At 64.9% G+C, this 13,806-nt stretch carries 9 protein-coding genes; 8 read left to right on the plus strand and 1 reads right to left on the minus strand.

The annotated features are described in order from the left end of the window. The 8 genes from dnaA (at position 1) to FFI89_RS00040 (ending at position 12,860) form a co-directional block, all read left to right on the plus strand. A complete protein-coding gene (gene dnaA, locus FFI89_RS00005; protein WP_138831830.1) occupies positions 1-1,431 on the plus strand; it encodes a chromosomal replication initiator protein DnaA in 1,431 nt (476 codons plus the stop codon). Positions 1,432-1,729: 298 nt separating this feature from the next. Next, positions 1,730-2,848: a DNA polymerase III subunit beta gene (dnaN, locus tag FFI89_RS00010; RefSeq protein WP_138831831.1), complete on the plus strand. Its 1,119-nt coding sequence runs from the start codon at positions 1,730-1,732 to the stop codon at positions 2,846-2,848. Positions 2,849-3,011: 163 nt separating this feature from the next. Further along, complete coding sequence (gene recF, locus FFI89_RS00015) at positions 3,012-4,154, plus strand: DNA replication/repair protein RecF (RefSeq protein WP_138831832.1); 1,143 nt, start codon at positions 3,012-3,014, stop codon at positions 4,152-4,154. Positions 4,155-4,274: 120 nt separating this feature from the next. Next, positions 4,275-6,467, plus strand: a complete 2,193-nt coding sequence (locus FFI89_RS00020) for a hypothetical protein (protein WP_371722301.1) — start codon at positions 4,275-4,277, stop codon at positions 6,465-6,467. A 342-nt stretch (positions 6,468-6,809) separates the two neighbouring features. Beyond that, complete coding sequence (gene gyrB, locus FFI89_RS00025; RefSeq protein WP_138831833.1) at positions 6,810-9,245, plus strand: DNA topoisomerase (ATP-hydrolyzing) subunit B; 2,436 nt, start codon at positions 6,810-6,812, stop codon at positions 9,243-9,245. A 14-nt stretch (positions 9,246-9,259) separates the two neighbouring features. Beyond that, a complete protein-coding gene (gene murA, locus FFI89_RS00030) occupies positions 9,260-10,555 on the plus strand; it encodes a UDP-N-acetylglucosamine 1-carboxyvinyltransferase (RefSeq protein WP_138831834.1) in 1,296 nt (431 codons plus the stop codon). Positions 10,556-10,723: 168 nt separating this feature from the next. Next, positions 10,724-10,981, plus strand: a complete 258-nt coding sequence (locus FFI89_RS00035) for a FeoA family protein (RefSeq protein ID WP_138831835.1) — start codon at positions 10,724-10,726, stop codon at positions 10,979-10,981. A gap of 4 nt (positions 10,982-10,985) precedes the next feature. Then, the gene (locus tag FFI89_RS00040) at positions 10,986-12,860 is read left to right on the plus strand and encodes a ferrous iron transporter B (protein ID WP_138831836.1); all 1,875 of its coding nucleotides are present in this window, start codon (positions 10,986-10,988) and stop codon (positions 12,858-12,860) included. A 27-nt stretch (positions 12,861-12,887) separates the two neighbouring features. On the opposite strand, the gene FFI89_RS00045 is transcribed toward FFI89_RS00040, so the two are convergent. Next, positions 12,888-13,661: a hypothetical protein gene (locus tag FFI89_RS00045; RefSeq protein WP_138831837.1), complete on the minus strand. Its 774-nt coding sequence runs from the start codon at positions 13,659-13,661 to the stop codon at positions 12,888-12,890. Positions 13,662-13,806: the final 145 nt, after the last annotated feature.

The raw sequence follows: 13,806 nt of genomic DNA on the forward strand, positions 1-13,806 counted from the left end.
ATGACAAATATGGAACAGGATCGCTGGGCTCGCGTGAAGGGACGGCTACGGACCAGTGTGGGTGAGGACGTTTATTCGAGCTGGTTTGCCCGCATGGACCTCGAAGCGGTGCAGGATGAAAGCGTCCATCTGTCGGTTCCGACCCGCTTCCTGAAGAGCTGGATTCAAGCGCATTATGCCGACCGTGTCCTGACCTGCTGGCAGGCCGAGATGCCGGAAGTGCACCGGATCGACCTCACCGTGCGCACGGCGATGCGCTGCGCGACCCCCGTCAAGGAGGCCGCCGCGCCGTCGGATCAGCGCCGCGTCGAGCGCGCCGATGGCCGTCCCGCGCCGGAATTGCGTTCGACCGCGACCGCGCCGGTGTCCGCCAACCATGATGCGCTTGGCGGCTCGCCGCTCGATCCGCGGCTGACCTTTGCAAGTTTTGTGATCGGCCGCTCCAACACGCTGGCCCATGCGGCGGCACGCCAGGTCGCCGAGGGGCGCCGCGGCGATGCCGTGATGTTCAACCCACTCTATATTCACGCCGGCGTCGGCCTTGGCAAAACCCATCTGCTGCAGGCCGTGACCTGGGCCGGCAACTCCGGCAGCGAGCGCAAGGTGCTGTATCTCACCGCCGAGAAGTTCATGTATGGCTTCGTCGCCGCGCTCAAGACGCAGACCGCGCTGGCGTTCAAGGAGGCCCTGCGCGGCATCGACGTGCTCGTCATCGACGACCTCCAGTTCCTGCAGGGCAAGTCGACCCAGGCCGAGTTCTGTCACACGCTGAATGCGCTGATCGACGCCGGCCGCCAGGTCGTGATCGCCGCCGACCGGCCGCCGTCCGATCTCGAAAGCCTCGACGACCGCGTCCGCTCGCGGCTGGCCGGCGGCCTCGTCGTGGAGATGGGATCGCTCGGCGAAGAGCTGCGGCTCGGAATCCTGAAATCGCGGGTCGCTGCGGCGCGCGCGCATCATGCAAGCTTCGACGTGCCGGAAGCGGTGCTGGATTATCTGGCCCGCACCATCACCCATAACGGCCGCGACCTCGAAGGCGCCATCAACCGCCTGCTCGCGCACTCCAAGCTCAACGCCACGCCGGTGACCCTGGAAATGGCCGAGCGCGAAGTCCGCGACCTGGTCCGTCCGCAGGAACCCAAACGGATCAAGATCGAGGACATCCAGCGGGTGGTGGCCCGGCAGTATAATGTGAGCCGCTCGGACCTGCTGTCGTCCCGGCGGACCGCGAACGTCGTCCGGCCGCGCCAGGTCGCGATGTATCTGGCCAAGACCCTGACCTTGCGCTCGCTGCCCGAAATCGGGCGGCGGTTCGGCGGCCGCGACCACACCACGGTGCTGCACGCCGTGCGCAAGATCGAGGCACTGGTTTCCAAGGACGTGGCGCTGTCCGAAGAGGTCGAGTCGCTGAAGCGGCAACTGCAGGAATGAATTCTTGTTCTCCCGGCCCGTTTCCAATCGAAGCCGGATTTATCCGACTTCGATAATTATGATGCCCAACTCGGGTAAACCCGGGTTGGGCGGGGACGGGAGAACGTTTTCCTTCGCGCAAAACGTAGGGGAACGGTGCTGCGCTCCCTTGCGCTCGGGGCCTATCCGCGCCACCTTGCGGTCCCCCCGCGGGTTTGATCAAATTCACGCTTGATCGGGCTTTTCGGGTTTCAATTGCCGCGGCGCGCCTTTCAGGGCCGCCCGGCTTTTCCATCTTAGGTATCTGGCGGGTAATGCAATGAAGGTCACCGTCGAGCGCGCGCAACTCCTGAAATCGCTGGGCCACGTCCATCGCGTGGTGGAGCGCCGCAACACCATCCCGATCCTCGGCAACGTGCTGATCCGCGCCGAAAACGCCAAGCTGGCGCTGAAGGCGACCGACCTCGACCTCGAGGTGACGGAGACGCTGGCGGCGGAGACCGCGACCGGCGGCTCGACCACGGTTCCGGCACACATGTTCTACGACATCGTCCGCAAGCTGCCCGACGGCGCGCAGATCGTTCTGGAAGCCGACGGCGACCGTTCGGTGCTGGCGATCAAGGCGGGGCGCTCGCGCTTCACGTTGCAGACCCTGCCCGAGAGCGACTTTCCGGATCTGGCCGCCGGCGACATGACGCATTCGTTCGCGCTGGCCGCCGCCGACGTCAAGCGGCTGATCGACCGCACCCAATTTGCGATCTCCACCGAAGAGACCCGTTATTATCTCAACGGCATCTACCTGCACGCCGCCGGCAGCGCCAAGGCGGCGACGCTTCGCGGCGTGGCGACCGACGGACACCGCCTGGCGCAGATCGATCTCGTGCTGCCCAAGGGCGCCACCGGCATGCCCGGCGTGATCGTGCCGCGCAAGACCGTCGGCGAGGTGCAGCGGCTGATCGAGGACAATGAGGCCGAAGTCACCATCGAACTATCGCAGGGCAAGATCCGCTTCACCATCGGCAATGTGGTGCTGACCTCGAAGCTGATCGACGGCACTTTCCCGGATTACGGCCGCGTCATTCCGCAGAACAACGACAAGGAACTGATCGTCGACAAGAAGGATTTCGAAGCCGCCGTCGACCGCGTCTCGACGATTTCGAGCGAACGCGGCCGCGCAGTGAAGCTCGCGCTGTCGCCCGGCAAGCTGGTGCTGTCGGTGACCAACCCGGATTCCGGCAGCGCCACCGAAGAGCTCGAGGTCGAATACGCCTCCGACGCGCTCGATATCGGCTTCAACTCCCGCTACCTGCTCGATATCGCCGCCCAGATCGAAGGCGAAGTCGCCGTGCTCCGCCTCGCCGACCCCGGCTCGCCGACGCTGGTGCAGGACAAGGACAACAAGGGCGCGCTCTACGTACTGATGCCGATGCGGGTGTAGGCTTTCTGTTTGCTTCCACAGTAGTTAGATTGCGTCATGGCCGGGCTTGTCCCGGCCATCCACGTCTTGGACGCAGCAAGGACGTGGATGCCCGGCACCGCAGACCAGTTTACGCAGTCTGCGGAAGCAGACATGCTTTCGCCGGGCATGACGAAGGATCCCCATGACCCCCTCCCGCATTCACAAGCTGACGCTGACGCATTTCCGCAATTACCGGGCGGCGAGCGTGCAGGCGCGGGGCGACGTCGTGGCGCTGGTGGGGCCGAACGGCGCCGGCAAGACCAATTGCCTGGAGGCGATCTCGTTTCTGTCGCCGGGACGCGGCCTGCGGCGTGCGACGCTGGAGGATGTCGCCGACAACCAGGGCGACGGCTCCTGGGCGGTATCCGCCGAGGTCGAGGGCGCGCTCGGGCTCGCCACGCTCGGCACCGGGATCGACGCGCCGGCCGCGGAGGCCGCCTCGTCGAGCCGGCGCTGCCGCATCGACCGCGAGCCGGTGGGTTCGGCGACCGCTTTCGGCGATCACCTGCGCATGGTCTGGCTGACGCCCGCGATGGACGGGCTGTTCATGGGGGCGGCTTCCGAACGACGGCGCTTCTTCGACCGGCTGGTGCTGGCGATCGACAGTGAGCATTCCAGCCGGGTGTCGGCGCTGGAGCGCTCGTTGCGCTCGCGCAACCGGCTGCTCGAGGTGCGCAATTACGACGACCACTGGTGCGACGCGATCGAACGCGAAACCGCCGAACTTGCGGTCGCGGTCGCCGCCAGCCGCGGCCAGACCGTGACGAAACTCGCAGCGATGCTGCGCGAGCGTGGCAAGGATTCCGCCTTTCCGTCCGCGCAGATCATGCTCGACGGCTGGATGGAAAATGCGCTGGTCAACGAACCCGCCACCGCCGTCGAGGACCGTTACCGCGAGATCCTGCGCGCCGGCCGCGCCCGCGACGCCGCCGCCGGACGCACGCTCGACGGCCCTCACCTCACCGATCTCGAAGTGGTTTACGCGCCGAAGCACATGCCGGCCCGCGACGCCTCGACCGGCGAACAGAAGGCGCTCCTGATCGGGCTGGTGCTGGCCCATGCCACGCTGGTCGCCGAGATGACCGGCATCGTGCCGCTGTTGCTGCTCGACGAAGTGGTGGCGCATCTCGACCCGAACCGGCGCAAGGCGCTGTTCGACGAGCTCGCGAAACTGGGCGCGCAGGTCTGGATGTCCGGCGCCGACCCCGCGGCCTTTGTCGACCTTGGCGGATCCGGCGAGGTTTTCGACGTGGAATCCGGCAAGGTCAGCCGCCGCGCCCGGTAACGCCGGGCTTGAACCTAATCCTTCATCGGCACGACTAGCTTCCGGGGACGGCGTCACGGGCGCCGCGGCCGCCGCGATCGCGCGCGGCCATCCATGGCGCAGCCAATACCGGAGATGAACATGCCTGAGACCAAGTGCCGGATCATCCCGGCCCGAGCCCGCATGCTGCCGCTGATATTGCTGTTCGCTGCCGGCGCTGTGTCGATCGCGAGAGCCGACGACGGCATGGTCGACGTCCGCTCGCTGCCGCGCCTCGACGGCGCGGTGGAAGATGTCGCCCGCACCGAATCCTATCGCCTGAAATATGGCGTTCCGACCGTGGTCGCGATCACCACCGCCGCCACCCGAAAGCTGCTCGCCACCGACGGCTGGGTGCCCTATCTGCGGCCGCTCGACGAGAAGAGTTCGTCGCTGACCTTCAAGAAGGCCCAGCAGGGGCTGTACGTTTCCTTCAGCCAAGGCCTCGGCCGCCCCGACCAATCGGCGGTGTATTACTCCGCCGAGCGCATTACCGCGAACGTGCCGTTCCCGCCTGATGCGACGGATATCATCTTCGACGAGCACCGGCCCTATCTCGGCTGCATTGCGCCGGCCGCGTTCGACGTCACCCTCGACTTCTATCGCAAGGAGATGGCCGCGATCGGCTGGAAGCCGCTCTCCGCCACCGACGCAGTTGCGCGCTGGCCCAACGCGCTATTGAGCGAAAGGGTCGAGAACGGCGCACGCGCCTATTACAGCCATGACGACGGCACCGGCTTCTATCGGCAAGCGCCAGTGATGCTGACGCTGCAGCGCCGCGACGACGGCCGGACCGCCGTGGATATCCGCGTGGCGCCGTTCGCGCTGCCGCAGACGCTGGAAGCCGATTCCGAAATGGCCGCCCTGCCGCGGCCGAAGCCGAGCAAGACCGCGCAAAGCATCGGCGATTCCAACTCGCCGCGCCGCAAGCTCGAGGTCGCCGTGATCGCCGAGCTGGCACCAACACTGGCCTTCTTTCGCAAGGAGCTCGCGGCGCGGAACTGGAAGGAAGAGGCTGCAGGCGCGGTGATCACCGCCGACGAAGTGACCCTGAATTTCTCTTCCGCGGAAGAGAACGCGGTGCTCAAGCTCGGCCGCCGATACGACATGACGCTCGCCAACCTTGCCACGCAACTGAAGGAATCCGCGATCGCCGCACGCGCGAAGGCCAAGAAGGACGCCGACGATAATTTCTTCAAAAACGCCGAAGCCGCCGCAAAGCAGGTCATCGCGGCCGATGAGGTGCGGCGCACAGCCCAGGCTGCCAACCTGTCGGACGCGCCCTTGCACGCGCTCGCCGACAATTCGAAGCCGGTGCCGCTGCCGGAGAACGCGGAAAACGTGAAGTTCGACGGCGCCGACGGCCGGCTCGAATTCGATTCCTCTTCCAGCGTCAGGGTCATCGCAGGGTTCTACCGCGACTCGCTGAAATCGCAGGGCTGGAAGGAACAGCCTTCGGTGATCAACAAGTCCAACATGGTGGTGATGGAATTTTCCCGAGGCGGCAAGGCGCTGTCGTTCACGGCCATGCAGATGGGCCCCAAGGTCAATGTCAGCGCCGATGGGTCGGGCCTGGTGATGGCGAACGCCAAAACGGCGGGCAAGCCCACCGCGGCCGGTGCTCGGGTCTCCAGCGAACCGGCGGATAAGGGAACGGATAAGGGAACGGATCAGGTTCTCGAAGCCGATGCCGATTCCGCTTTACCGGTGCCGAAGCAGCATACGATGAGTTCGATCGGTACCGGAAAGGTCCCCGGCAGCAATGCGCCGATCCGGAAGGAGCTTGAGGCCAGCATCCCGGCCGAACTCAACAACGTGCTTGGTTTCTACCGCACCGAACTCGGCAAACTCGGCTGGAAGGAAGCAACCGAAGGCGCTGTCGTGACGCCGGACCAGGTGCAACTGGCGTTCATCTCTCCCGACGGACCGGCCACGCTGAAACTCGGCCGCAGCAATGGCGAGACCTCGGTCAGCCTCGCGCAGAAATATCCGGCCGTGGCCGCCAAGGCCGATTTCGTACCGAAGCCGGGTCAGGCCAAACTGGTGTTCGGCAATCTCGGCGGCGGCGAAGCTACGGTCTCGATCAACAAACAGACGATCAAGATCGCCGGCGGCGCCGGCGGCCCCCAATCGCCCAAGCCGCCGATGCTCGATCTGCCGCCAGGCAAGTATCAATACACGCTGAAGGTCGCCGGCGGGCCGACACGCACCAACCAGATCGAGATCGACGCAGGCGATACCTGGGGGTTGATGGTGGCGCCGGGCGGCGACGTGCTGCCGCTGCACATGTATTGATGCCGCTCCGTCCGGCAGTCGCGGGCGCCTCGCGCGCGACTGCCGGCGCTTCGCATGGTGGTGAAGCGCACCGCGCCGTCATCGGAGCCGGACCGTCAAGCGCAGCCGCGAGGCTTCCTCAAATCAAGCTCCGGGGCCTCGAGAATCAGCGCCCGAATCGCGCTTTTCAAAGCCCTTGAAATCGACCTTTTGGCGCCTTGAAAAAGGGCAAAATAGTCTTATTTATTCAAAGACTTGTGGATGGAGACTTTGCGCTAGGCGCAATGCCCCTTTCATGGCACAAATAGACCGATCAGCGCCTCATCTTGCGCAGCTGATTCGGGTTACCCTCGAAGGCCTCACATGACAGAACCTGCCCGGCAGACCCCTGCCGATACTGAGCATTCCATTCCCGTTGAGTATGGCGCGGAATCGATCCGGGTGCTGAAGGGTCTCGACGCCGTGCGCAAGCGGCCGGGCATGTATATCGGCGACACCGATGACGGTTCCGGCCTGCATCACATGGTCTATGAAGTCGTCGACAACGCCATCGACGAAGCGCTCGCCGGCCACGCCACCGCCGTCGAGGTCGTCCTCAACGCCGACGGTTCGGTGACCGTGCGCGACGACGGCCGCGGCATTCCCGTCGGCATTCACAAGGGCGAAGGCATTTCCGCGGCCGAGGTCATCATGACCCAGCTGCATGCGGGCGGAAAGTTCGACCAGAACTCCTACAAGGTTTCCGGCGGCCTGCACGGCGTCGGCGTCTCCGTCGTCAACGCGCTCTCGAGCAAGCTGGAATTGCGGGTCTGGCGCGACGGCAAGGAGCACTACATCCAGTTCGCCCATGGCGATGCGGTCGCTCCGCTCGTCGAGGTTGGCGAGGCCAACGGCAAGCGCGGCACCGAGGTGACCTTCCTTGCCTCCACCGAAACCTTCACCAACATCGAATATGATTTCGCCACGCTGGAGCACCGGCTGCGCGAGCTCGCGTTCCTGAACTCGGGCGTCAACATCGTTCTCTCCGACATGCGTCACGCCGTCGAGAAGCGCGAAGCGATGCATTATGTCGGCGGCGTCGAGGAATTCGTCAAATATCTCGACCGCAACAAGAAGGCGATCGTGCCCGCACCGATCATGGTCCGCGCGGAGTTGAACGACATCGGCGTCGAGGCCGCGCTGTGGTGGAACGACAGCTACCACGAGAACGTGCTGTGCTTCACCAACAACATCCCGCAGCGTGACGGCGGCACCCATCTGGCCGGTTTCCGCGGCGCGCTGACCCGCCAGGTCAACGGCTACGCCGAAGCCAACGCCAAGAAGGAAAAGATCGCGCTGACCGGCGACGATTGCCGCGAAGGCCTCACCGCCGTGCTTTCGGTGAAGGTGCCGGACCCGAAATTCTCCTCGCAGACGAAAGACAAGCTGGTTTCCTCGGAAGTCCGCCCGGTGGTCGAGAACGTCCTCAACGAGGCGCTGGCGGCGTGGTTCGAGGAACATCCGTCTGAGGCCAAAGTGATCGTCGGCAAGGTGATCCAGGCCGCTGCTGCGCGCGAAGCCGCCCGCAAGGCGCGCGAACTGACGCGCAAGAGCCCGCTCGGCATGACCTCGCTGCCCGGCAAGCTCGCCGACTGCCAGGAAAAGGATCCCGCCAAGTCTGAACTGTTCATCGTCGAGGGCGACTCGGCAGGCGGCAGCGCCAAGCAGGGCCGCAACCGCGAATTCCAGGCAGTGCTGCCGCTGCGCGGCAAGATCCTCAACGTCGAGCGCGTCCGCACCGACAAGATGCTGTCGAGCGAGCAGATCGGCACGCTGATCACGGCGCTCGGCACCGGCATCAGCGACGATTTCTCCGCCGACAAGCTGCGTTATCACAAGATCATCGTGATGACGGACGCCGACGTCGACGGCGCCCATATCCGCACGCTGCTGCTGACGTTCTTCTACCGGCAGATGCGCGAACTGATCGATCGCGGTCATCTCTATATTGCGCAGCCGCCGCTCTACAAGGTGAGCCGCGGCAAGTCCGAGCAGTACCTGAAGGACGAGCGCGCGCTGGAGGACTACCTGATCACCACGGGTCTCGACGACTGCGTCTTCCGGCCGGCGACCGGCTCGGAACGCGCCGGCCAGGACCTGCAGTCGCTGGTGGAGGATGCGCGTATCATCCGCGGCATCCTGAACAATCTGCACAGCCGTTATAATCGCAAGGTGGTCGAACAGGCCGCTATCGCAGGGATGTTCGGCAAGGAAATTTACAGCGATCCGGAAAAGGCCGGTGCCGCCGCGCAATACATGGCGACGCGATTGGACAGCCAAGCCGATGAAGTCGAACGAGGCTGGACAGGACAGTTCGTGGAAGGGCAAGGCTTCGCATTCGAACGCACAGTGCGTGGGGTCAAGGATGTCGCCCTTATCGACGATGCGTTCCTTGGGTCGGCCGACGCGCGTAAGCTCCATGAATACCGTAAGACGCTGCAAGACGTTTATCCGCGGACCGGAATTCTGCGCCGCAAAGACGCGGAGATCGCCATTTATGGTCCGGTCAGCCTGTTCGAGGCGGTGACCGACGCTGCGCGCAAGGGCGTGACGCTGCAGCGCTACAAAGGCCTCGGCGAGATGAATCCGGAACAGCTCTGGACCACCACGCTCGACACCAACGAGCGCTCGCTGTTGCAGGTGAAGATCAAGGAGGTCGACGAGGCCGACGACATCTTCACCAAGCTGATGGGTGACGTGGTCGAGCCGCGCCGGGAATTCATCCAGGAAAATTCGCTCAACGCCACCGTAGACGTGTGAGGCACCGAGCACCTGTGGCGCCCGTTCAGTACATCGTTGAAGGCGGCCATCGGCTTAGCGGTACGATCGAGCCGTCCGGCAACAAGAACGCCGCGCTGCCGATCATCGCCGCCGCTTTGCTCACCGAGCACAAGGTCACGCTGGAGAACGTTCCGCGCATCCGCGATACCGAGACGCTGGTCGAACTGATCCGCTCGGTCGGCGCTTCCGCCGAATGGCTGGAGCGCAATACGCTGGAGATCCACGCCAGGGAGGTCCGCGCCGCCGATCTCGATCCCGAACTTTGCGCGCGGATCCGCGCCTCGATCCTGCTGGCCGGGCCACTGCTGGCCCGCTGCGGCGAGGTGGCGCTGCCGCCGCCCGGCGGCGACGTCATCGGCCGCCGCCGCCTCGACACGCATTTCCTCGCCTTCGAACAGCTCGGTGCCACCGTCACCGCGACCCACCGGCTTGAATTCCGCGCCAGCCGCCTCAAGGGCGCCGACGTCTTCCTCGACGAACCCAGCGTCACCGCCACCGAGAACGCACTGGTCGCCGCCGTCGCCGCCCACGGCACCACTCATCTGCGTAACGCCGCTTCCGAGCCGCATGTGCAGGACCTTGCCCACTTCCTGGTCGCGCTCGGCGCCAAGATCGAGGGCATCGGCACCAACACCATCATCGTGCACGGCCCGGCCAAGCTCGGCGGCGCACGTTACGTGATCCAGCCCGACCATATCGAGGTCGGCTCGCTGATCGGGCTCGCTGCGGTGACACGGTCGCCGCTAAGAATCGCGCGGGCCGGTGTCGAGCATCTGCGCTCGATCCGAATGGGCTTTGAGCGGCTCGGCATCGTCTGCGGCGTCGAGGGCGACGACCTCATCGTGCCCTCCGGCCAGGCCATGAAGATCCACGACGATTTCGGCGGCCATGTGCCGAAGCTCGAGGACCAGCCCTGGCCCGCCTTCCCGGCCGACCTGATGTCGATCGCGATCGTCACCGCGACCCAGTGCGACGGCGTCATCCTGATGTTCGAGAAGATGTTCGAGTCGCGGATGTTCTTTGTCGACAAGCTGATCTCGATGGGCGCCCGCATCGTGCTGTGCGACCCGCACCGGGCGATCGTGGCCGGCCCGAGCCGGCTGCGCGGCGCGCTGATGACGTCGCCCGACATCCGCGCCGGCATGGCCATGCTGCTGGCCGCCGTGGCCGCGGAGGGTACCTCCACCATCAACAACGCCGACCAGATCGAGCGCGGTTATGAACGGATCGAGGAGCGGCTCAATGCGCTCGGCGCCCGGATCACCCGCGTGCCGGCGCGCGATAGCTGATAGGCCGCCGCCGCATATCTCCGCAAATGCGGGCCAAATGCCGCCTCCTCGGAATATTCCCGGCTTAACTTATAGGGATTCTAAATTATGGAGCGGGTGCGGTCGCACGCCGCGTCCGGAATTAGCCTATCTACGGTCCAGATCCTCCATCGAGATCGAGCCCACTCCATGACCAAGACCTTGCCGCTCGGACAGGCCCAGCGCGGTTTCATCGGCCGGATACGCGCCATCGACGCGGCAGCCAGCACTTCCGTGCTGGCCCCTGTGGAACTGGAAAGCCGTCTCATCGAAATGGGTTTCGTCGAGGACGCGCGGGTCGAGGTGCTGCACGAAGGCATGTTCGGCCGCGACCCGATCGCGGTCCGCGTCAATAACGCAACCGTCGCGATCCGCCGGCGCGAGGCGATGGCTGTTATCGTCGACTGATCCGATGGACGCGCAACTCACACCACTGAATCTCTCGCTGGTCGGAACCCCGAACAGCGGCAAGACCGCGTTGTTTAACGCCCTTACCGGCAGCCGGCAGCGCTCCGCCAATTATCCCGGCGTGACCGTCGAGCGGAAATCGGGGGCGTTCGTGACGCCGGCCGGGCGCAGCGTCGCGATCGTCGATCTGCCCGGCACCTATTCGCTCCGGGGCCGCAGTCCGGACGAGGAAATCACGCGCGACGTGGTTCTCGGCGTACGGGAGGAAGCCACCCCCGACTGCATCGTCTGCGTGGCGGACTCAACCAATCTCCGCCTCAGCATTCGCCTGGTTCTGGAGCTGAAGCGGGTCGGCCGGCCGATGTTGCTGGTTCTCAACATGTTCGACCTGGCGCGCCACCGCGGCATCACGATCGATACCGATCGCCTCGCATCGGAGCTCGGCATTGCCGTGACGACGGCGGTTTCAGTCCGCAAGGGCGGCACCGCCGAACTGTTGCAGCAGCTCGACCGGTTCGCGCCGGTGCTGCCCGGCGGAGTCACCTCCAATACATGGCGGCCGCTTTCGACGTCCGAGCTCCGCGCGCTGCAACGGGATGCTGACCGCATCATCGCCGGCGCCGTCACCGCACCGGCGAAGCCCGATAACCTGACCAACCGGATCGATTCCGTGGTGCTGCAGCCGGTCGCCGGCCTGCTGATCCTGCTGGCGATCCTGTTCGTCATGTTCCAGGCGGTCTTCAGTTGGGCGCAGCCGCTGATGGAATTGCTGTCGGACAGCTTTGCCACGCTCGGTCAACTGGCCCATTCGATCCTGCCCGACGGCCTGCTGCAGAGCTTCGTGCAGAACGGCGTCATCTCCGGGGTCGGCAGCGTCATCGTTTTCCTGCCGCAGATCGTCATCCTGTTCTTCTTCATCCTGATGCTGGAAGACTTCGGCTACATGGCGCGCGCCGCGTTCCTGATGGATCGCATCATGGGCGGCGCCGGGCTGCATGGCCGCGCCTTCATCCCGTTGCTGTCGAGCTTTGCCTGCGCCATTCCCGGGATCATGGCCGCGCGCGTCATCGACAACCGCCGCGACCGGCTGACCACGATCCTGATCGCGCCGCTGATGACCTGCTCGGCCCGCATCCCGGTCTACACGCTGATCATTTCCGCCTTCGTTCCGCAACGCGAGGTGTTCGGCCTGATCAATCTTCAGGGCCTCGTGATGTTCGGCCTCTATGCCGCCGGCATCGCCAGCGCGCTCTCGGTATCGTTCATCGCCAAGTTCGTGATGGGACGGGACTACGAGCCCTCGCCGTTCATGATGGAGCTGCCGGATTACAAATGGCCGCGCGCCAAGAGCATCGCGCTCGGCATCTATATGCGCGCCAAGGCGTTCCTGTACCGCGCCGGAACGACGATCTTCTCGATGATGGTGCTGATCTGGTTTCTGGCGTCGTTCCCGCAGCCGCCGGCGGGCGCGGCAGGGCCTGCCATCAATTACAGTCTCGCCGCCATCATCGGGCATGCCATCGAGCCTGCGTTGGCGCCGCTCGGCTTCAATTGGCAGATCGCGGTCGCGCTGATCCCCGGCATGGCCGCGCGCGAAGTCGCGGTCGCGGCGCTGGGAACGGTCTACGCGATCGAAGGCGGCAAGGAAGCCGCCGACCGGATCGGCGAGGTGTTGGCCCACAACTGGAGCCTCGCCACCGCGATATCATTGCTCGTCTGGTACATCTTTGCGCCGCAGTGCGCATCGACGCTCGCGGTGATCCGCCGCGAGACCGGTAGCTGGAAATGGATGGCCGTCACCTTCGGCTACATGCTGGCGCTGGCCTATGCCGGGTCGTTTCTCGCCTACCATCTCGCCGTGGCCCTCGGCGCGGGTTGATCAAGGCAGCCGCCTGGCGCCACCTGTTCAAGTTTCGGGAGCGGTCGCCGGATGTCGTCCGGCCCGCTGTGGCAGAAACACAATCAGCCCCACAATCAACGTCGCCAGGATTGCCGACGCATAGAAGCGTCCGAAGGCCAATCCGCCGTTTGCCACGGGCTTGTCGAGAAAATCGCCGACGGTGGCGCCGAGTGGCCGCGTCAGGATGAAGGCGGCCCAGAACAGCCACGTGCGGGAAGTGCCGGTGAAGAAATATGCGACGGCGACGGCCATCAATCCGGCCGCGAAGACGAGCGCGCCGCGTTCATAGCCCAGTCCATTGGTATCGGCCATCCAGTCGCCGAGCGCCGTACCGAGCGTTTGCGAGAACAGGATCGCGGTCCAGTAGAACATTTCGATCTTGGGCGAGACGACCGTTTCCACCGAAATTGACCCGGCCTGCACGTACCAGACGCCGAGAGAGGCCATTAGACAGGCGACCAGGATCAGCGACCCGCCGGGATAACCGATGCCCAGCGAGCGATCGGCAAAGTCCGCCATCGTGGTGCCGGCGGTGGTCGTCGCGACGATCACCGCCCAATACAGGAATGGATGGAAACGCCTCGCCTTGATCTGGGCGGCGACGGCAACAACGAATATGCCGATGAACAGGGCGCTGCTGAACGCGTAGCCCCAGTTCAGCGTCATCGAAAGCGCATCGCCGCCCGTCTCGCCGAGCGTCGTCGCGATGATCTTGATGATCCAGAAGCCAAGCGTGACGGCGGGAACCTTGGTGATGGTGTCGCTAGTTTCATATTGCATCGGTTATCCTTATGCCCCTCCGCCCGGGCTTCAACGCCGGCAGGCCCAGATTTTTCCAACCGAGTCCATCACGGTCAGGAGATAAGCGCCCCACCCTGCACTTCGCCGCATCCGGCGCGCTTGCACACAACGGTTTTGCCGACCC

Origin of the sequence: Bradyrhizobium sp. KBS0727, assembly GCF_005937885.2 — a bacterium.
Classification (GTDB): domain Bacteria; phylum Pseudomonadota; class Alphaproteobacteria; order Rhizobiales; family Xanthobacteraceae; genus Bradyrhizobium.

Coding starts and splice junctions, on each gene's coding strand:
- FFI89_RS00040 (WP_138831836.1), top strand. CDS start 10,986: ATGGACGCGCAACTCACACCACTGAATCTCTCGCTGGTCGGAACCCCG.
- FFI89_RS00020 (WP_371722301.1), top strand. CDS start 4,275: ATGCCTGAGACCAAGTGCCGGATCATCCCGGCCCGAGCCCGCATGCTG.
- FFI89_RS00045 (WP_138831837.1), bottom strand. CDS start 13,661: ATGCAATATGAAACTAGCGACACCATCACCAAGGTTCCCGCCGTCACG.
- gyrB (WP_138831833.1), top strand. CDS start 6,810: ATGACAGAACCTGCCCGGCAGACCCCTGCCGATACTGAGCATTCCATT.
- dnaA (WP_138831830.1), top strand. CDS start 1: ATGACAAATATGGAACAGGATCGCTGGGCTCGCGTGAAGGGACGGCTA.
- recF (WP_138831832.1), top strand. CDS start 3,012: ATGACCCCCTCCCGCATTCACAAGCTGACGCTGACGCATTTCCGCAAT.
- dnaN (WP_138831831.1), top strand. CDS start 1,730: ATGAAGGTCACCGTCGAGCGCGCGCAACTCCTGAAATCGCTGGGCCAC.
- FFI89_RS00035 (WP_138831835.1), top strand. CDS start 10,724: ATGACCAAGACCTTGCCGCTCGGACAGGCCCAGCGCGGTTTCATCGGC.